The organism is Nocardioides sp. AE5 (assembly GCF_031844485.1).
Taxonomy (GTDB): Bacteria; Actinomycetota; Actinomycetes; order Propionibacteriales; family Nocardioidaceae; genus Nocardioides.
Genome location: NZ_JAUZVI010000011.1, coordinates 57,436 through 75,932, shown reverse-complemented (window position 1 = coordinate 75,932; position 18,497 = coordinate 57,436). Strand labels below are relative to the sequence as shown.

Below are 18,497 nucleotides of genomic sequence, written 5' to 3'. Positions count from 1 at the left end.
TGATGTGCCCATGACCGCATCGCCACGGACGTCGCGCTCCGGGCTCTCGGTGCGCACCCGGATCACTGCCGCGGTTGCCCTGTTGGTCACCCTCGCCCTGACCAGTGCCGGCCTGATCATCTATGCCCTGGAGTCAGCACGCCTGGAGCGGGCCGCGATGGCCCAGGTCGACCAGGAGATCGCCGAGTTCCGCACGCTCCAGGAGGACGGGCTCGACCCGCGGACCGCGGAGCCCTTCTCCAGCGTCCGGGAGCTGATGCAGGTCTACCTGGAGCGGAACGTGCCCAGCGAGAACGAACTCTTCGTGGCCTGGCTCGACGGGCACGCCGCGATCGTCTCCGCCTCGGATCGCCAGGACCTGGCCACCAGCCCCGAGTTCACCGACCTGGTCCGCGACCGGACCACCTCCGGGGGCGACTTCGAGCACCATACGGCGTACGGCGATGCGCTGATCACCATCCAGCCGGTCCAGGACGACCAGGGCAACGGCGCCCTGATCGTGGTCACCTTCCTCGACGACGGCCAGGCGGAGCTGAGGAGCCTGATCGGCACCTATGCGATCGTCGCCCTGCTCTCCCTCGGGGTGATCACGGCACTGGCCGCCTGGCAGGCCGGTCGACTGCTCGCCCCGTTGCGGGTGATGAACCAGACCGCCCGCGAGATCAGCTCCACGGACCTCTCCCTGCGATTGCAGGAGAGCGGCAACGACGACATCACCGACCTGTCCCGCACCTTCAACGACATGCTCGCCCGCCTGGAGGAATCCTTCACCACCCAGCGCCAGTTCCTCGACGCCGCAGGGCACGAACTGCGCACCCCGCTGACCATCCTGCGCGGCCACCTCGAGGTGCTGGAGACCGGCAACCCGCACGACGTCGCCCAGACCCGGGACCTGCTGCTCGACGAGGTGGACCGGATGTCGCGCCTGGTCAACGACCTGATCCTGCTCACCAAGAGCGGGCGCCCCGACTTCACCCATCCCGAGCCGATCGAGGTCGCTCCCCTGCTGGAGGCCGTGCTGGCCAAGGCGCGTGGGCTCGGCGTACGGGAATGGTCGGTGGAGGCCGGAGCCACCGATGCCGTGGTGGTCATCGACCAGCAGCGGATCACCCAGGCGCTGCTCCAGTTGGCCGACAACGCGGTCAAACACACCACCCCCGGAGACGCGATCAGCTTCGGTGCCCGGGTCACCGGCTCCGAGGCACTGTTCTGGGTCCGCGACACCGGCCACGGCGTCGCCGCCACCGACCGGGAGCGGATCTTCGAGCGCTTCAGCCGGAGCACCGTCCTGCCCGGCGACGAGGGATTCGGCCTGGGCCTCTCCATCGTCCGTGCCATCGCGCAGGCCCACCACGGTTCGGTCCATGTGGAGGACACCGAGCCGCGCGGGGCAACGTTCGTGCTCACCCTTCCCGTCCTGACCCCCTTGCCCGACGAGGGCACGACCGCACCGGAGGACCCATGGCCCGCATCCTGATCGTCGAGGACGAGGCGCGGATCGCCTCGTTCGTGGCCAAGGGCCTGCGCGCCGAGGGCCACCAGACCACCGTCGCCGAGGACGGCCCCACCGGCCTCGACCTGATCCTGGCCGACGACCACGACCTCGTCGTGCTCGACATCGGCCTGCCCGGCATGGACGGGTTCGAGGTGCTGGACCAGATCCGCTCCCAGGGCTCCCGGGTGCCGGTGATCGTGCTGACCGCCCGGGACTCGGTGACCGACACCGTCTCCGCACTCGAGGGCGGGGCGGACGACTACATGGCCAAGCCGTTCCGCTTCGCCGAACTGCTGGCCCGGGTCCGGTTGCGGCTGCGCCAGGCCGGTGAGCAACCGGCCGTCGCGCGCGACGACGTGCTCGAGGCCGGGTCGGTCCGGCTCGACCTGCGCACCCGCAACGCACACGTGGACGGGCACGGCATCGAACTCTCCGCACGCGAGTTCACCCTGCTGGAGATCTTCATGCTCAACCCCGGGCAGGTGCTCTCCCGCGAGCAGTTGCTCGACCACGTGTGGGGCTATGACTTCGACCCTGCCTCGAATGTGGTCGACGTGTACGTCGGCTACCTGCGCAAGAAGGTCGGCGCGAGCGCCATCTCCACGGTGCGGGGCATGGGCTACCGGTTCAACGCCTGATCTTGAAGCCGCCCAGCCGGCCGCGGGGCATCCGCTCCAGCAGCGGCGCGAACGCATCGGCCACCTCGGCCGGTGCCGGACGGTCGCCCGGGAGGGTGGCCAGGCAGGCGTGGATGACGCTGGACACCTCGGCGGGGACCGATTCAGGCAGGTCATAGATCGTGGGCCCGAGTTGCGGCCACACCTTGACCGGGTCGGCAGCGTCCGGGTCCCCCTCGTCGAAGGGGAGGTAGCCGGCGACCGCACGGAACAGGGTGGCCCCGAGGCCCCACACGTCACTGGCCGGGCAGGGCACGGCGTACTCACCGGGCAGGCACTGCTCGGGCGCCATGTAGGCGTCGGTCCCGATCGGCTTGGCCAGGGCCGCGCTGACCTCGGTGGTGCGCATCAGGGAGAGGTCGATCAGCCGGGCCGGGGCGCCCATGATCACGTTGCTGGGCTTGATGTCCAGGTGGACCTGGCCGACCTGGCCCAGGTAGTGGACCGCGGAGGCCAGGTCGATGGCGAGCGGGAGGTACTGCGCCGCCTGCAGGGGGCCGTGGCGGCGCAGCAGGCTGGACAGGCGTGGGCCGTCGATATGCTCGAGGACGACGTGAGGCCGCGGGGACTCCGTGTCATGGCGGAGTCCCCGGACCACCACCGGGTGGTTGACGGCGGCCAGGGCGGCGATCTCGCGGCGCAGGCCACGCATCGACGCCTCGTCGTCGACCTGGTCCGGTCGCAGCACCTTCACCACGACCGGACCGTACGTCGTCTCGTCGAAGGCCAGGTAGGCCTCGTAGGCAGCCCCGCCACCGAGCAGCTTGAGCACGGTGAGCTGGTCGGTGAGCAGGTCACCCTCGGCCAGGCCCCAGCTGCTCTTGGACACGCGCTGCGTGGTCATCGTCAGTCGCGCGAGTCGACGGAGTCGACGCTGTCGCGGGAGTCCACCGAGTCACGCGAGTCCACGCTGTCGCGGGAGTCGACCGAGTCACGGCTGGTGTCCGGGGTGGCGGCCTTCTTCTTCGGTGCCGGCTTCTTCTTCACGACTTCCTTCTTCGCCGGCGCCGGGGCCTTCGTGGCGCCCTGGCGGCTGTCGTCACGCGAGACGTCGACCGAGGCCTGGCCGCGGCTGACGTCACGGCTGACGTCGTTGGTCACGGTGTTGTCGCGCGAGGCGCGGGAGTCACGGTCACGGCTGTCGTCGTCATCGAGGTCCTCCTCGGCCAAGACGAGCTCCTTGGCGTTCTCCTCGCGCTTGGCAGCGTCCTCGTCGGCACTGGCGGACATCGGGACCTGCATGGCGAACAGCCCGACCGACACCACACCGGCAACGGCCAGGGTGGCCACGGATGCGATCTTCTTCATGGTGATTCCTCTCGTCGCGTCCCCGAGGGGACTGTTCCTTGCTGACGAGTAGGACTCTGCCGATCGCGGGTGAGGTCGCGGTGAATCCCTGATGAGAGGGTTCTCATCGACTCTCACCCGGCCTCATCGGAGCGGATCAGTTGACCTGGCGCTCCTGCCCCTCCCAGTAGGGCTGGCGCAGCTTGAACTTCTGCAGCTTGCCGGTCGCGGTGCGGGCCAGCTCGTCGCGGAACTCCACCGACGTGGGTGCCTTGTAGCCGGCGGCACGCTCCTTGCACCAGGCGATCAGGTCGGCCTCGGTGGCCTGTTCGCCGCTGGCCAGCACCACCAGCGCCTTGATCGTCTCGCCCCACTTCTCGCTGGGCACTCCGATCACGGCGACCTCGGCCACGGCCGGGTGCGAGAAGAGCACGTCCTCCACCTCGATCGAGGAGACGTTCTCACCACCGGTGATGATCACGTCCTTCTTCCGGTCGGCGATGGTGAGGTAGCCGTCCTCGCCGATCGCACCGCCGTCACCGGTGTGGAACCAGCCACCGGCCAGGCAGCGCTCGGTCTCCTCCGGGTTCTGCCAATACCCCTCCAGGACCACGTTGGACCGGGCCAGCACCTCGCCCTCGGGGTCGGTGTCCAGCCGTACGCCGAGGGCCGGGGCGCCGGCGCGGACCAGCTTGCTGGCCCGCTCCTCCGGCGCCAGGTGGTCCCATTCGGCGCGGGTGCGGTTGATGGTGAGCAGCGGAGAGGTCTCGGTCAGGCCGTAGATCTGGATGAACTCCCAGCCCAGTTCGGACTCGACACGGGCCACGGTCTTCGTCGGCGGCGGCGCACCGGCCACGATGATCCGCACCTTGTCCCGGCCGGGGATCTCGCCCTCCCAGTCGGCGGCCGCCTCGAGGACCGCGGCCACCACGGCCGGGGCCGCGCACATCACCGTGACGCCGTGCTCGGCGACACGGCGCAGGATCTCGGCGCCGTCGATCTTGCGGATCACCACCTGGGGCACGCCCATGCCTGCCATGGTGAACGGCATCCCCCACCCGTTGGCGTGGAACATCGGCAGCGTGTGCAGGTAGACGTCGCGGTCGGTGACCCCGGCGTGGAGGCCGAAGGTGGCCGCGTTGACCCAGATGTTGCGGTGGGTGATCTGGACACCCTTAGGGCGTGCGGTGGTCCCGGAGGTGTAGTTGATGCAAGCGGTGGCGTTCTCGTCCGGCTCCCACGCCTTGGGCTCGACCCCCTCGGGGGCATAGATGTCGTCGTCGTTGCCGAGCACGTACGTGAACTCGGCCTCCACACCGGAGAGTTCGTCGGCGATCTCCGGATCCACCAGCAGCATCCGGGCGCCGGAGTGCTCGACGATGTAGGAGACCTCGTCGGGGCGGAGCCGGAAGTTCACCGGGACCAGCACCCGTCCGTGCCCGGCGACCCCGAAGAACGAGGTGAGCAGGCGCGCACTGTTGTGCGACACGATCGCGACCCGGTCGCCGAATCCGATCCCGAGTTCGTCCAACTTGGCCGCCTGGCGCCGTGCCCGCGACGCGATCTCGGCGTACGTCAGCGATCCCTGGGCCGGTGCCGGCTGGTCGGGTTCGTCGACGACGCCGATCCTCTCGCCATAGACGGTCTCGGCACGGTCGATGAAGTCAGCGATCTGGAACTGGACGAGCATGAAAGTGGCCTTCCTCATAGGGTTCGTGGCCACTGTAACCACCCCAGAAGGCTGCGTGCATGCCCTGACGGGGCACCTGTCGGTGGGCGGTGCCGCCGGCACGACGAACGGCGCGGGTGGTGCGTCAGGACGGGTTCGAACCGCCGACCGCTCGGGTGTAAACCGAGTGCTCTACCGCTGAGCTACTGACGCCCGGAGCGCGGCACAGACTACGCGATGGCCATCGCCCCGGGGAAACCCGCGTCCCGGGCGGGAAAAGAAGTACGGCCGCTGGCGTCTCGGGTCACCAGCGGCCGTACGTGTTACATCTTGCAAGCCCGTGGGGTGCCTTGTCAGGAGAATGGCGCAACTCTGCAACAACCTGCAGTTTCTGGCCCCAGTCGGGCCAGTCGCTACTCTGCAGCAGCCTGCAACTGGGCCAGGTGCAGGTCGAGGTCGCGCCCCTCGGCGATCGGGTTGTGCACCGCCCAGGCGATCCGCCCGTCACGGCCGACCACGAAGCTGGAGCGACGCGGGCACCCCTTCTTCTCGTCGAAGACGCCGAAGGCACGGGCCACCTCGCCGTGGGGCCAGAAGTCGGAGAGCAGGTGGAAGTTCAGGTCGTCGGCGTCGGCGAAGGCGCGCAGCGCGTAGACCGGGTCGCAGGAGACGCCCAGGATCTCGGTGTCGAAGGTGAGGAACTCGGCCAACCGGTCCCGGATCCCGGCCAGCTCCCCGGTGCACACACCGGAGAAGGCGAACGGATAGAAGAAGACCGCCACGGCCTTGGACCCGGCGTACGACGAGAGCGTGACGTCCTGCCCGAACTGGTCGCGGAGGGTGAAGTCCGGGGCGACGTCACCGATCTTGATCTCGCTCATCGAAGCTGTCCTAGGATTGCTGGCATGTGGGGGCCGAAGCCGCGAAGTCGTCATCTTCCCACCCGCGCCCGCCTGGCCGTCATCGGGATGGTCCTGCTGCTCCCCGCCGCCTGCTCCGGGGACGACCCTGGCCCGGGCCTGGATGCCCGGGTCGGCAAGCCGGCCAGTTCCGCGCCGCCGGACCCGCGCGCCGGGATCCCCGAGGTCGGCCAGTGCCACCTGCTCGACCCCAACGCCGTCAACGTCATCGTCGACACCACCGACCCGCTGCCCGATTGCACCGGCACGCACACCTCGCGCACCTTCCACGTCGACGTGGTCCCACCCGGCACCACCGTCCCGGTCGCCGAGATCGCCTTCGAGGCGTGCGCCGGCGCACTGGAGGCCGGCACCGGCCTCGACTCCGCGCAACTCCTCGGCTCGTTCATCACCTGGCTCTGGTTCGAGCCGACTCCCGAGCAGAAGGAGGCCGGTGCCGCCTGGTTCCGTTGCGACGTGGTCGCATCCGAGGGCGAGGGTGAGCTGATCCCGTTGCCGACCGGCACCGCGACCGGCGACGTCTTCGGCGGCACCGTGGGCCCGGCGTACAAGCGGTGCATCCGCAACGGCGGTGACACCGACGGCGACGGCCTGGACGAGGCGATCCACGTCGCCTGCTCGGGCGAGCACGACTACGAGTGGAGCGGCGCGTTCGATCCCGGGTTCGACACCTATCCGAGCGAGGACGAGTTCTTCGCCCGGGCCCAGGACGAGTGCGGCCGGATCGCTGGCACCGAGGACTGGTGGTCGACCTGGCCCTCACGCGACGCGTGGGAGGGCGGCGAGCACCGGATCTCCTGCTTCCGGGCCGTCTAGGTGCTCTAGGCCTGGCCGTCCCAGTCGACGAGCTCCCGCTTGAGGACCTTGCCGGTGGCGTTGCGGGGCAGTTCGTCGAGGAAGACGATCTCGCGGGGCACCTTGAACCGGGCCAGGTTCTGCTTGACCCACTCCTTGAGGTCGTCCTCGCTCGCCTCCCCACCGAGCACCACGAAGGCACGCAGGCGCTTGCCGAACGCGGGGTCGTCGATGCCGACGGCTGCCGCCTCGATGACGTGCTCGTGGCGGGCCAGGCAGTCCTCGACCTCCTTGGGGAAGACGTTCTCCCCGCCGGAGACGATCATCTCGTCGTCACGGCCCTCGACGTAGAGGCGCCCGTCAGGGCCGAAGCGACCGACGTCGCCCGAGGACATCAGGCCGTCGATGATCTCCTTGTGCCCACCGCCGGTGTAGCCCTCGAAGAGGAGTCCGTTGCCGACGAAGATCCTGCCCGGCTCGCCGTCGGGCACCGGCTTGCCGGCCTCGTCGAGGATCCGGACCACGGTGGCGTGCGGTGGCTTGCCGGCGCTGTCGGGCGCCTCGCGCAGGTCGGTCGGCGTGGCGATCGAGGCGTAGGCGACCTCGGTGGAGCCGTAGATGTTGTATAGGTTGTCGCCGAACTGGTCCATCCAGGCCACGGCCAGGTCGCCGGGCAGTGCGGAGCCGGAGGAGGCGACCACCTTGACCGCCGAGAGGCTGTACTTGTCGCGGGTCTCGGCCGGCAGGTTCAGGATCCGCTGCAGCATCACCGGGATCACCACCATCGACTGGCAGCCGGTGGCCTGGGTGACCCGGAGCGCGTCCTCGGGGTCGAAGCGGCGGGTCAGGACGGCGGTCGAGCCGAGCAGCATGCCCAGGGCCAGGTGGGCGAAGCCCCAGGTGTGGAAGAGCGGCGCGGCGATGTGCGTGCGCCAGCCGGCACGCAGCGGCATCCGCGACAGCAGGGAGACCGCGGCCGGGATCCCGGCCTCGCTGCGCGGCGCGCCCTTGGGCGTGCCGGTGGTGCCCGAGGTGAGGATCACCGTGCGCGAGTGGCGCCGCGGCGGCTCCAGATCAGCAGTGCTGCCGCGGGTGATCAACTGCTCGAGGGTCTCGGTGTCGGGGTCGTCGGAGTCGACCCAGGCCAGGATCCGCTTGGCGTCCCCTGCCCCGGACAGGAGGCCGGTGAACTCCTCGTCGTGGATGACCAGCTTGGGCTGCTCCCGCTCGAGTACGTCGACCAGTTGCGGGCCGGCGAAGGCGGTGTTGAGGTAGAGCACGTCGGCACCGAGCTTGCCGATGGCGAGGCTGGCGTCGACGAAGCCGCGGTGGTTGCGCGCCATCACCCCCACGCTGTCGCCCTCCTTCACGCCACGGACGGCCAGCTGGCGGGCGAGTGCGTTGCTGCGCTCGTGGATCTCGCCGAAGGTCAGGGTGCCCAGTTCGTCGATCAGCCCGGGCCGGGTGGGCCAGCGGACGGCCAGCGAGTGGAAGCCCCCGGCGGGACCGGTGCCCCAAGTGAGGACGGTCCGCGCCAGCCGGACGAGCTTCCGTGGCCCGAAGGGCTGGATCACCCCGGACCCCGCGAGCACCCGTGCCGAGGTCGCCCCCGAGGCGACCCGCTGCGCGACCTTGTTCTGACCGATCCTGCCCATGGTTCCCCGTTCGTACGTCGTTGGTCGTTGCGTCAGTGAGCGGTCTTGGGCGCCACCAGGCGCGTTGCTGCCCAGTCCTGGCTCACCGCCGCGGTGGTGGTCTGGTTGAGCCCGGCGATCGGTGCCGCCTCGGCGATGTCGGCCGCATCGACCGTGCCCGGCCGGCCCACCTTGGGGGTCAGCAGCCAGATCACGCCGCCACCGGTGAGGTCGGTGAGCGCGTCGACGAGGGCATCGACCAGGTCGCCGTCCTCGTCGCGCCACCACAGCAGGACCGCGTCGACCACGTTGCCGTGGTCGCCGTCGACCATGTCGGCGTCGATGCCGTCCTCGATCGCGACCCGGAGTTCGTCATCGGTGTCGTGGTCCCAGCCGAGTTCCTGGATCACCATCCCCGGTGTCAGGCCAAGGCGCTCGGCGGCTCCGGCGGTGGGGGCTCGGTCGCCGCCCGTGGTCGAACTCAACTGCATCCTCCAGTCAGATCTGATGAAAATCGGTGCCCGTAGTCCACCGGACATCACGCGGGCGCGCAACCCTGCGTCCGCCGAGGGCCGCGATGTGGACCGCTCCGGGGCGCTCTGCACCGGGGCGTGGACGTACTCATCGGTAGATTTCTTCCCCTCCTCCAGCGTGCCAAGATGGCAAGCGTGAGCGACACCACCCCGTCAACGACACCGCCAGTGATCCACGAAGGGCTGCCCACCCAGCTGCCCGACATCGACCCGGACGAAACCCGGGAATGGATCGATTCCTTCGACGCCATGATCGCCGACCGCGGTCGCGATCGAGCCCGCTACATGATGCTGCGCCTGCTGGAGCGGGCCCGCGAGAAGCAGGTCGGCGTACCGGCCCTGCGCAGCACCGACTACATCAACACGATCCCGCCCGAGCGCGAGCCGTGGTTCCCCGGCGACGAGGAGACCGAGCGGCGGATCCGCGCCTTCATCCGGTGGAACGCGGCCGTGATGGTCTCCGCGGCCAACCGCAAGGGCCTCGAGGTCGGCGGCCACATCGCCACCTACCAGTCCGCGGCCAGCCTCTACGAGGTCGGCTTCAACCACTTCTTCCGCGGCAAGGACCACCCGGGCGGCGGCGACCAGGTCTTCATCCAGGGCCACGCCTCCCCCGGCATCTATGCCCGCGCCTACCTCGAGGGCCGGTTGCCCGAGGAGAAGCTCTACCGCTTCCGCCAGGAGGTGCAGCACGGCACCGGCGCCGGGCTGCCGTCGTACCCGCACCCGCGGTTGATGCCGGACTTCTGGGAGTTCCCCACCGTCTCGATGGGCCTGACCGGGATCAACTCGATCTACCAGGCCAGGTTCAACCGCTACCTGCACAACCGCGGCATCAAGGACACCTCCGGCCAGCACGTGTGGGCCTTCCTCGGCGACGGCGAGATGGCCGAGCCGGAGTCGCTCGGCGCGATCCGGGTCGCGGCCCGCGAGGAGCTGGACAACCTCACCTGGGTGATCAACTGCAACCTGCAGCAACTCGACGGCCCGGTGACCGGCAACGGCAAGATCATCCAGGAGCTGGAGTCCAACTTCCGCGGCGCCGGCTGGAACGTGATCAAGGTGATCTGGGGCCGCGAGTGGGATGCCCTGCTGGCCCGCGACGTCGACGGCGTCCTGGTCAACCGGATGAACACCACCCCGGACGGGCAGTTCCAGACCTATGCCCGCGAGGACGGCGGCTATGTCCGCGACCACTTCTTCGGCACCGACCAGCGACTGCGCAAGATGGTCGAGCACATGAGCGACCTGCAGATCCAGAAGCTGCCCCGCGGCGGCCACGACTACCGCAAGGTCTTCGCTGCCTTCGACGCCGCCGACAAGCACGTCGGCCAGCCGACGGTGATCCTGGCCCACACCATCAAGGGGTGGACCATCGATGCCCTGGAGGCGAAGAACGCCACCCACCAGATGAAGAAACTCACCCCCGACGACCTGCGCAAGTTCCGCGACCGGCTGATGCTGCCGATCTCGGACCGCGACCTGGAGATCTCCTATGAGAAGACCGGCACCGCGCCGTTCTTCCACCCGGGTGCGGACTCCCCGGAGATCCAGTACATGCTCGAGCGCCGCGCCGCCCTCGGCGGCTCGGTGCCGGAGCGGGTCAACCGCGCGAAGATGCTGAAGCTGCCCGGGGACGCGGTGTACGCCGAGTTGAAGCAGGGCTCGGGCAAGAACAAGGTGGCCACGACCATGGCCGCGGTCCGCCTGCTCAAGGACTGGATGAAGGACGACGGCATCGGGGCGCGGCTGGTGCCGATCGCACCCGACGAATACCGCACCTTCGGCATGGACGCGATGTTCCCGACCGCGAAGGTCTACAACCCCGGCGGGATGCAGTACGAGTCGGTGGACCGCAAGTTGCTGCTCGCCTACAAGGAGTCCGAGCAGGGCCAGATGCTCCACGAGGGCATCTCCGAGGCGGGTGCGGTGGCCTCCGCGACGGCTGCCGGGTCGGCGTACACCACGCACGGCGAGCACATGATCCCGTTCTACATCTTCTATTCGATGTTCGGCTTCCAGCGCACCGGCGACTCGATCTGGGCGATGGCCGACCAGATGGCCCGCGGGTTCCTGATCGGCGCCACCGCCGGTCGCACCACGCTGACCGGCGAGGGCCTGCAGCACGCGGACGGCCACTCGCCGCTGCTGGCCGCGACCAACCCGGCAGTGGTCCACTACGACCCGGCGTTCGCCTACGAGGTCGGCCACATCATGCGTTCGGGCCTGGAGCGGATGTACGGCGGCTCCGAGGCGCACCCGGCCGGCGAGGACGTGATCTTCTACCTGACCGTCTACAACGAGCCGGTCCCCCAGCCCGCCGAGCCGGCCGACGTCGACGTGGAGGGCCTGCTCAAGGGCCTGCACAAGACGTCGTCCTCGTCGGCATCGGGTCCGCGGGTGCAACTGCTCGCCTCCGGTGTCGCCTATCCGTGGATCGACGAGGCGGCCCGGATCCTGGCCGAGGAGTGGGGCGTGGCCGCCGACACCTGGTCGGTCACCTCGTGGAACGAACTGGCCCGCGACGCGGTGGCCTCCGAGGAGTGGAACCTGCTCCACCCCGACCAGGAGGGGCGCACCGCGTGGGTCTCGGAGAAGCTCACCGGCCATGACGGCCCGGTGGTCGCGGTCAGCGACTACATGTGTGCGGTGCCGCTGCAGATCGCCCGCTGGGTGCCGGCCGATTACCGGGTGCTCGGCACCGACGGGTTCGGCTTCGCCGACACCCGCCCGGCAGCGCGGCGCTTCTTCCATGTCGACGCGGAGTCGGTCGTGGTCCAGGCGCTGCAGGCGCTGGCCGACGACGGCCAGGTCGAGCGGTCGGTGGTGGTCAAGGCGTTCGAGAAGTACCGCATCGACGACCCGACCGCGGTCTCCGGACGCGCACAGGAGGGCGGGGACGCCTGACCAGGTCCGATCCCGTGCCCACCTCCGGTCCCGATCCCGCCCGCCAGGCACGTGCCCTCGAAGCGCTGCGGCGCTGCGAGGGCCAACTCGGCACGGCGGCGATGGCCGGCATGGAGGCGAGCAAGGAGTGGTTCAGCGACCTCACTGCGGAGGATCGTGCCTGGGTGGGCACGATCCTGCAGGCGGGGGTGAAGGAGTTCATCCGCTGGTTCGGCGGCGAGTCCGCGTCGGCCGGGGCGGCCTCGCGTGACTCGGCGATCGCGGCGCAGGTCTTCGGCGCCGCGCCGCGGGCGCTGACCGGGGTGATCACGCTGGCCCAGACCGTGGAACTGGTCCGGCTCAGCATCGAGGTGGTCGAGCAGAACCTGGACGGCCTGCTCGAGGCCGACCTGGCGCCACTGGTCCACGACGCGCTGTTGCGCTATGGCCGGGAGATGGCGTTCGCCACGGCCGAGGTCTATGCCCGCGCCGCCGAGACCCGGGGCGCCTGGGATGCCCGACTGGAGGCGCTCGTGGTCGACTCGGTGCTGCGCGCCGAGGGCGACGCGGGTGTGCTCTCCCGGGCCAGCGCGCTGGGTTGGGGAGAGCGCGGCAGCGTGGTGGTGGTGCTCGGGTCGATGGCCCAGGGCGAGGCGATCACCGTCTTCGACGACGTACGGCGGACCGCGCGCACGGCCGGGATGGACGCGCTCTGCGCGGTGCAGGGCGACCGGATGGTCGTCGTGCTGGGCGGGGCCACCGACCCGGGGGGCGCAGCAGCATCCCTGGTCGACCACTTCGGGAGCGGGCCGGTGGTGCACGGCCCGCCGGCCGACGACCTCGCCCAGGCCTGGACCTCGGCCGCGGCAGCGCTCTCGGCACACCGGGTGGCCGGCGCCTGGCCGGCAGCACCGGTCCCGGTCGCCGCCGACGACCTGCTCCCCGAGCGGATCCTGGCCGGTGACGCGGCGGCCCGCAGCCAGTTGGTCGCGCAGGTCTATGGCCCGTTGGCCCACGGGCGCGGTGTGCTGCTGGAGACCCTGGAGGCGTGGTTCGACCATGGCCGCTCGGTCGAGGCGACGGCCCGGGCGCTCTTCCTGCACCCGAACACGATCCGCTATCGGCTCCGCCAGGTGGGTGAGACGACAGGCCTGGCACCGAGCGAGCCACGGCAGGCGCACACGCTGGCCATCGCCCTGACATGTGGGCGTCTGGAAGAACTCACCAGTCAGTAACCTGAAATTGTCAGAACCCAACAAGGAATCGCCCGGAAACTTCGTCCGTGGCGTCAACACGTAGGCTACCTCTGACAAGGCAGAGTGGATGCCGTGCTCGTACTCGTCGCCCCAGGCCAAGGTGCCCAGTCCCCCGGTTTCCTCACCCCCTGGCTCGAGGACCCGGTCTTCCGGTCCCGCTTCGAATGGCTCTCTGCCGTGGCCGGGCTGGATCTGGTCCACTACGGCACCGAGGCGGACGCGGAGACGATCCGCGACACCCGGATCGCCCAGCCACTGCTGGTGGCTTCGGGCCTGGTCGCGGCCCTGGAACTCTTCCCCCACCCTGCCGACGCCTTCGGCATGATCGGCGCAGTCGCCGGCCACAGCGTCGGCGAACTGACCGCCGCCGCAGGTGCCCGCGCGATCACCGCCGAGCAGGCGATGGTCCTGGTCCGCGAGCGCGGCAACGCGATGGCCGAGGCTGCTGCGGTGACGCCGACCTCGATGACCGCCGTCCTCGGTGGTGACCGTGACGAGGTGCTCGCCGCGCTGGCCAGGCACGGCCTGACCCCGGCCAACGACAACGGCCCCGGCCAGATCGTCGCCGCCGGCACCGTGGAGCAGCTGGCCGCGCTGGCTGCCGACCCGCCGGCGAAGGCGCGGCTGATGCCGCTCTCGGTGGCCGGCGCCTTCCACACCGACCACATGACCCCGGCCGTGGACCGGATGGCCTCACTGGCCCGCGCGGTCTCCACCCACGACCCGCGCACCGTGGTGATCTCCAACGCCGACGGCAACGTGGTCCACGACGGGCGCGACGTACTCACCCGCATCGTCGGCCAGATCGCCCGCCCGGTCCGCTGGGACCTGTGCCTGGAGACGATGCGCGACCTGGGTGTCACCGGCATCCTGGAGATGCCCCCGGCCGGCACCCTGACCGGGATCGCCAAGCGCCAGTTGAAGGGCGTGGAGACGTTCGCCCTGAAGACCCCCGACCAGCTCGACGACGCCCGCGCCTTCTGCCAGCGCCACGGCGAGAGCTCCCAGATCAACACCACCCCCACCTGGCGGATGATCGTCTCGCCGGCCAAGGGCACCTTCCACCTCGACGACGCGGCCAGCGCCGCCGCCGAACTCGCTGCCCGCGCCACCATCGGCACGGTCTCCAGCCTGCGTGACCACACCGCCGTCACCGCCCCGCACGGCGGCACCGTGGTGGAGTGGCTGGTCGAGGACGGCGACCTGGTCTCCCCCGGCCAGCCCCTGCTGCGGTTGCACCCCATGGGCGCCGCCTGATGGGTACGCCGATCAACACGGCGGCCGGCGCGGCCCACGCGGCCATCCTCGGGGTCGGTGCCTACCGCCCCCGCACCGTGGTGCCCAATGCTGACGTCATCGAGGCGATCGACTCCAGTGACGAGTGGATCCAGCAGCGCTCCGGCATCAAGACCCGCGGCTTCGCCCAGGACGACGAGACCGTGGTGATGATGTCGGTCAACGCCTCCCGGCAGGCCCTGGACCGCGCCGGCATCGGCCCGGAGCAGGTCGGCACCGTCATCGTCGCCACCGTCAGCCACCTGCTCCAGACACCCTCGGCGGCCACGATGATCGCCCACGAACTGGGCACCAACAAGGCCGCGGCGTTCGACATCTCCGCGGCCTGCGCCGGCTTCTGCCACGGGGTGGCCCTGGCCGCGGACATGGTCCGTTCCGGCTCCTCGGGCCATGTGCTGGTGATCGGGGTCGAGCGCCTCTCCGACATCACCAGCCCGAGCGACCGGGGCACCGCCTTCATCTTCGCCGACGGCGCCGGCGCCGTCGTGGTGGGTCCCTCCGAGGTGCCCGGCATCGGCCCGGTGGTGTGGGGCTCCGATGGCGAGCACTATGACCACATCCGCCAGGACGTGCCCTGGGACGACGCGCTGGAGCAGGCGACCAGCGGTGAACTCGCCGAGGCGCCGCACCTGGTGATGCAGGGCAGTGCCGTCTTCCGCTGGGCCGCCTTCGAGATGGCCAAGGTCGCCCAGGAGGCACTCGACCGGGCCGGGATCACCCCCGAGCAACTCGACGTCTTCGTGCCGCACCAGGCCAACAACCGGATCACCGACGCGATGGCCCGTGCGATGAAGCTGCCCGAGACCGTGCAGATCGCCCGCGACATCATCGACCAGGGCAACACCTCGGCGGCCTCGGTCCCGATGGCGCTGGAGCGGATGATCTCCGACGGGCAGGCCCGCAGCGGCGACACCGCACTGCTGATCGCCTTCGGTGCCGGCCTGGCGTACGCCGCCCAGGTCGTCACCGTTCCCTGATTTTCACGCAGCACCCATCACACAACAAGGAGAACCACTGAGCATGGCCACCACCGAAGAGATCCGCACCGACCTCGCCGAGATCGTCAACGAGGTCGCGGGCATCCCCGCCGACGACGTCCAGCTCGACAAGTCGTTCGTCGACGACCTCGACGTCGACTCGCTCTCCATGGTCGAGGTCGTCGTGGCCGCCGAGGAGAAGTTCGGCGTCTCGATCCCCGACGACGAGGTGAAGAACCTCAAGACCGTCGGCGACGCCGTCTCCTTCATCGAGAAGGCCCAGGCCTGAGGCCCCAGCCAGCTTGATCCGCCTCTCCCCGAGGCACCGCACCCCCTAACCGACGAAGGCGAAGGAACTCATGTCACTCAAGCGCGTGGTCGTGACCGGCCTGGGCACCACCAATCCGCTCGGCGGAGACGTCGCGAGCACCTGGACGGCGCTGCTGGAAGGCACCTCCGGGATCCGCAGGCTCGATGACGAGTGGACGGCCGACCTGCCGGTGAAGATCGCCGGTCGGGTGGCCGTCGAGCCCTCCGAGGTGCTGGAGCGGGTGAAGGCTCGCCGGTGGGACCGCTCGACCCAGTTCGCCATGGTCGCGACCATGCAGGCGTGGACCGACGCCGGCCTGGACGGCGTCGAACTGGACGGGACCCGACTCGGTGTCGCGGTGGCCTCGGGGATCGGCGGCGTCACCACGCTGCTGGACAACTACGACGCGCTCAAGGAGAAGGGGCCCCGCCGGGTCTCCCCCTTGGCCGTCCCGATGCTGATGCCGAACGGGCCTGCCGCCAACGTCGGGCTGTACGTCGGCGCCCGCGGCGCGGTCAACGCCCCCACCTCGGCCTGCGCATCGGGCAACGAGGCGATCTCGATGGGCCTGGACCAGATCCGGCTCGGCCGCGCCGACGTGGTCGTGGTCGGCGGCACCGAGGCCGCGATCCACCCGCTGCCGATGGCCGCCTTCGCCAACATGATGGCGCTCTCCAAGACGGCCAGCGGCGACGACGGCCGCGACCCGGCCTCGGTCTCGCGACCGTGGGACACCGGCCGCGACGGGTTCGTCCTCGGCGAGGGCGCCGGCATCCTGGTGCTGGAGTCCGAGGAGCACGCCCGTGCCCGCGGCGCGAAGATCTATGCCGAACTGCTCGGCTCGGGGATCAGCAACGACGCCCACGACATCGCCCAGCCGGACCCGGAGGGCCGCGGCGGCACCCGCGCCATCCAGTTGGCGCTCGCCTCCGGCGAGATCGACCCTGCCGACGTGCACCACGTCAACGCCCACGCCACTTCCACGCCGCAGGGCGACATCGCCGAGGGCCTGATGCTCCACGCCGTGCTCGGCAAGCGCGCCAGCGAGGTAGCGGTGACCTCCACCAAGTCGATGACGGGCCACCTGCTCGGCGGCGCCGGGGCCCTGGAGGCCGTGGCCACCGTGCTGGCGGTCCGTGACCGGGTCAGCCCGCCGACGATCAACCTGGACGACCAGGACTCGGCCGTCGAGCTCGACATCCCGACCAAGGCGCGTGACCTGCCCGCCGGTGACATCGTGGCGCTGAACAACTCCTTCGGCTTCGGCGGCGCCAACGTGGCCGTCGCGTTCGGGAGCATCTGATGTCGACCACCCAGGCCCGCACCGTCGCCAAGCTCCCCTGCGAGGAGGACCCGCGCCACCCGTTGCACCGGATGGGCGCCCTCTTCGACGAGGGCAGCCTGGAGCTGCTCACCGAGAACGACGACTCCGGCATGCTGGCCGCCCGAGGGCTGGTCGACGGCTCCCCGGTGGTCGCGTTCTGCTCCGACCCCACCGTGATGGGTGGCGCCATGGGTGATCAGGGCTGCAAGGCGGTCCTGGTCGCCTATCGGCGCGCACTGCTCGACGAGGTCCCGGTCATCGGCCTGTGGCACTCCGGCGGCGCCCGGCTGGCCGAGGGCGTGCTCTCCCTGCACGCGGTCGGCGAGATCTTCCACATCATGACCCAGGCCTCGGGCCGGATCCCGCAGATCTCGGTGGTGCTCGGCCCGGCCGCCGGGGGTGCGGCGTACGGCCCGGCGCTGACCGACGTGGTGATCCTGGGCCCGGAGGGCCGGATCTTCGTGACCGGGCCCGACGTGGTCCGCTCGGTCACCGGCGAGGACGTGGACATGCTGCGCCTGGGCGGCCCCGAGCCGCACGGGCGCCGCTCCGGTGTGGTGCACATCCTCACCGAGACCGAGGCCGAGGCCCTGGAGCGGGCCCGCGCGGTGGCCACGTTGCTCGGCGCCCAGGGCGAGATGGACCCGGGTCTGGTCGAGGACCGCGACCTGGCCGGCGCCTTGCCGGAGTCGAAGAAGCGCGCGTACGACGTACACCCACTGGTCGCCGAACTCCTCGACCGCAACGCCGACGGCTCCAGCACCGGCGTGGAGTTGCACGCCAAGTGGGCGCCGAACATCGTCACCACGCTGGGCCGGATGGGTGGACGCACCGTCGGTGTGATCGCGAACAACCCGCTGCGCCTGGGCGGCTGCCTGGACTCCTCCTCGGCGGAGAAGTCGGCCCGGTTCGTGCGGATGTGCGACGCCTTCGGCGTACCGCTGGTGGTCGTGGTGGACGTGCCGGGCTACCTGCCCGGAGTCGGCCAGGAGTGGGACGGCGTGGTGCGCCGCGGCGCGAAGTTGTTGCACGCATTCGGCGAGGCGACGGTCCCCCGGGTCACCCTGGTCACCCGCAAGACGTACGGCGGCGCCTACATCGCGATGAACTCCCGCTCCCTGGGCGCGACCCGGGTCTTCGCCTGGCCCGGGGCCGAGGTCGCCGTGATGGGCGCGGTCGCCGCGATCCGGATCCTGCACCGCCGCAAGCTGGTCGACCTGGCCCCCGACGTCCGGGCCGAGGTGGAGGCCGAACTGGCCGCCGAGCACGAGCGGATCGCCGGTGGCGTGGAGAAGGCCGTCGAGATCGGCGTGGTCGACGAGATCGTCGAGCCCGGCCTCACCCGCTCCGCGCTGGCGCGGGCGATTGCCGGTGCCGCGCAGGTGCGTGGGGAGCACGGGAACATCCCGCTCTGACCTGGGCGCTCGCCCTCCTGCTC

Annotated in this window: 16 protein-coding genes and 1 tRNA gene; 10 read left to right on the top strand and 7 right to left on the bottom strand. The window is 70.4% G+C overall.

The annotated features are described in order from the left end of the window. Positions 1 to 10: 10 nt before the first annotated feature. Positions 11 to 1,477 carry an ATP-binding protein gene (locus Q9R27_RS15365; protein WP_311253276.1) on the top strand — a complete coding sequence of 489 codons (1,467 nt, stop codon included), beginning with the start codon at positions 11 to 13 and terminating at the stop codon, positions 1,475 to 1,477. Beyond that, the gene (locus Q9R27_RS15360) at positions 1,462 to 2,133 is read left to right on the top strand and encodes a response regulator transcription factor (protein ID WP_311253275.1); all 672 of its coding nucleotides are present in this window, start codon (positions 1,462 to 1,464) and stop codon (positions 2,131 to 2,133) included. Before Q9R27_RS15365 ends, Q9R27_RS15360 begins: the two co-directional genes overlap by 16 nt. Here Q9R27_RS15360 and Q9R27_RS15355 read toward each other — a convergent pair. The 5 genes from Q9R27_RS15355 to Q9R27_RS15335 all read right to left on the bottom strand — a co-directional run bounded on the left by Q9R27_RS15355 (position 2,123) and on the right by Q9R27_RS15335 (position 6,009). Next, entirely contained in the window at positions 2,123 to 3,016 is an 894-nt protein-coding gene (locus Q9R27_RS15355; protein ID WP_311253274.1) for a serine/threonine-protein kinase, read from the bottom strand. The genes Q9R27_RS15360 and Q9R27_RS15355 overlap by 11 nt on opposite strands. Before the next feature lie 2 nt (positions 3,017 to 3,018). Beyond that, positions 3,019 to 3,480: a hypothetical protein gene (locus Q9R27_RS15350; RefSeq protein ID WP_311253273.1), complete on the bottom strand. Its 462-nt coding sequence runs from the start codon at positions 3,478 to 3,480 to the stop codon at positions 3,019 to 3,021. A gap of 136 nt (positions 3,481 to 3,616) precedes the next feature. Then, positions 3,617 to 5,167: an AMP-binding protein gene (locus tag Q9R27_RS15345; RefSeq protein WP_311253272.1), complete on the bottom strand. Its 1,551-nt coding sequence runs from the start codon at positions 5,165 to 5,167 to the stop codon at positions 3,617 to 3,619. Between the two features lie 99 nt (positions 5,168 to 5,266). Next, a tRNA-Val gene (locus tag Q9R27_RS15340) sits at positions 5,267 to 5,341 on the bottom strand. A gap of 200 nt (positions 5,342 to 5,541) precedes the next feature. Continuing rightward, the gene (locus tag Q9R27_RS15335; protein WP_311253271.1) at positions 5,542 to 6,009 is read right to left on the bottom strand and encodes a peroxiredoxin; all 468 of its coding nucleotides are present in this window, start codon (positions 6,007 to 6,009) and stop codon (positions 5,542 to 5,544) included. A gap of 24 nt (positions 6,010 to 6,033) precedes the next feature. Between Q9R27_RS15335 and Q9R27_RS15330 the strand changes: the two genes are divergently transcribed. Next, a complete protein-coding gene (locus tag Q9R27_RS15330; protein WP_311253270.1) occupies positions 6,034 to 6,864 on the top strand; it encodes a septum formation family protein in 831 nt (276 codons plus the stop codon). A gap of 5 nt (positions 6,865 to 6,869) precedes the next feature. Here the strand turns inward: Q9R27_RS15330 and Q9R27_RS15325 are convergent, their stop codons facing one another. Both Q9R27_RS15325 and Q9R27_RS15320 read right to left on the bottom strand, forming a co-directional pair. Continuing rightward, positions 6,870 to 8,498, bottom strand: coding sequence for an AMP-binding protein (locus Q9R27_RS15325; protein WP_311253269.1), 1,629 nt, complete (start codon positions 8,496 to 8,498; stop codon positions 6,870 to 6,872). A gap of 32 nt (positions 8,499 to 8,530) precedes the next feature. After that, entirely contained in the window at positions 8,531 to 8,962 is a 432-nt protein-coding gene (locus tag Q9R27_RS15320; RefSeq protein ID WP_311253268.1) for a DUF3052 domain-containing protein, read from the bottom strand. A gap of 174 nt (positions 8,963 to 9,136) precedes the next feature. Between Q9R27_RS15320 and aceE the strand changes: the two genes are divergently transcribed. The 7 genes from aceE to Q9R27_RS15285 all read left to right on the top strand — a co-directional run bounded on the left by aceE (position 9,137) and on the right by Q9R27_RS15285 (position 18,474). Continuing rightward, positions 9,137 to 11,917 carry a pyruvate dehydrogenase (acetyl-transferring), homodimeric type gene (gene aceE, locus Q9R27_RS15315; protein ID WP_397219869.1) on the top strand — a complete coding sequence of 927 codons (2,781 nt, stop codon included), beginning with the start codon at positions 9,137 to 9,139 and terminating at the stop codon, positions 11,915 to 11,917. Positions 11,918 to 11,931: 14 nt separating this feature from the next. After that, positions 11,932 to 13,131: a helix-turn-helix domain-containing protein gene (locus Q9R27_RS15310; RefSeq protein ID WP_311253266.1), complete on the top strand. Its 1,200-nt coding sequence runs from the start codon at positions 11,932 to 11,934 to the stop codon at positions 13,129 to 13,131. Positions 13,132 to 13,224: 93 nt separating this feature from the next. Beyond that, complete coding sequence (locus Q9R27_RS15305) at positions 13,225 to 14,409, top strand: acyltransferase domain-containing protein (protein WP_311253265.1); 1,185 nt, start codon at positions 13,225 to 13,227, stop codon at positions 14,407 to 14,409. After that, positions 14,409 to 15,425 (top strand): beta-ketoacyl-ACP synthase III, encoded by a 1,017-nt coding sequence (locus Q9R27_RS15300; protein ID WP_311253264.1) that lies wholly within the window; start codon positions 14,409 to 14,411, stop codon positions 15,423 to 15,425. The genes Q9R27_RS15305 and Q9R27_RS15300 overlap by 1 nt, the downstream gene beginning before the upstream one ends. 43 nt (positions 15,426 to 15,468) lie before the next feature. Then, positions 15,469 to 15,714, top strand: a complete 246-nt coding sequence (locus Q9R27_RS15295; protein ID WP_311253263.1) for an acyl carrier protein — start codon at positions 15,469 to 15,471, stop codon at positions 15,712 to 15,714. A gap of 70 nt (positions 15,715 to 15,784) precedes the next feature. Then, positions 15,785 to 17,038: a beta-ketoacyl-[acyl-carrier-protein] synthase family protein gene (locus tag Q9R27_RS15290; RefSeq protein ID WP_311253262.1), complete on the top strand. Its 1,254-nt coding sequence runs from the start codon at positions 15,785 to 15,787 to the stop codon at positions 17,036 to 17,038. Then, positions 17,038 to 18,474: a carboxyl transferase domain-containing protein gene (locus tag Q9R27_RS15285; protein ID WP_311253261.1), complete on the top strand. Its 1,437-nt coding sequence runs from the start codon at positions 17,038 to 17,040 to the stop codon at positions 18,472 to 18,474. The genes Q9R27_RS15290 and Q9R27_RS15285 overlap by 1 nt, the downstream gene beginning before the upstream one ends. Positions 18,475 to 18,497: the final 23 nt, after the last annotated feature.

Excerpts from the sequence above, each read along its gene's own strand:
- Q9R27_RS15365 (WP_311253276.1), top strand. The coding sequence starts at position 11 with ATGACCGCATCGCCACGGACGTCGCGCTCCGGGCTCTCGGTGCGCACC.
- Q9R27_RS15360 (WP_311253275.1), top strand. The coding sequence starts at position 1,462 with ATGGCCCGCATCCTGATCGTCGAGGACGAGGCGCGGATCGCCTCGTTC.
- Q9R27_RS15355 (WP_311253274.1), bottom strand. The coding sequence starts at position 3,016 with ATGACCACGCAGCGCGTGTCCAAGAGCAGCTGGGGCCTGGCCGAGGGT.
- Q9R27_RS15350 (WP_311253273.1), bottom strand. The coding sequence starts at position 3,480 with ATGAAGAAGATCGCATCCGTGGCCACCCTGGCCGTTGCCGGTGTGGTG.
- Q9R27_RS15345 (WP_311253272.1), bottom strand. The coding sequence starts at position 5,167 with ATGAGGAAGGCCACTTTCATGCTCGTCCAGTTCCAGATCGCTGACTTC.
- Q9R27_RS15335 (WP_311253271.1), bottom strand. The coding sequence starts at position 6,009 with ATGAGCGAGATCAAGATCGGTGACGTCGCCCCGGACTTCACCCTCCGC.
- Q9R27_RS15330 (WP_311253270.1), top strand. The coding sequence starts at position 6,034 with ATGTGGGGGCCGAAGCCGCGAAGTCGTCATCTTCCCACCCGCGCCCGC.
- Q9R27_RS15325 (WP_311253269.1), bottom strand. The coding sequence starts at position 8,498 with ATGGGCAGGATCGGTCAGAACAAGGTCGCGCAGCGGGTCGCCTCGGGG.
- aceE (WP_397219869.1), top strand. The coding sequence starts at position 9,137 with ATGGCAAGCGTGAGCGACACCACCCCGTCAACGACACCGCCAGTGATC.
- Q9R27_RS15300 (WP_311253264.1), top strand. The coding sequence starts at position 14,409 with ATGGGTACGCCGATCAACACGGCGGCCGGCGCGGCCCACGCGGCCATC.
- Q9R27_RS15295 (WP_311253263.1), top strand. The coding sequence starts at position 15,469 with ATGGCCACCACCGAAGAGATCCGCACCGACCTCGCCGAGATCGTCAAC.
- Q9R27_RS15290 (WP_311253262.1), top strand. The coding sequence starts at position 15,785 with ATGTCACTCAAGCGCGTGGTCGTGACCGGCCTGGGCACCACCAATCCG.
- Q9R27_RS15285 (WP_311253261.1), top strand. The coding sequence starts at position 17,038 with ATGTCGACCACCCAGGCCCGCACCGTCGCCAAGCTCCCCTGCGAGGAG.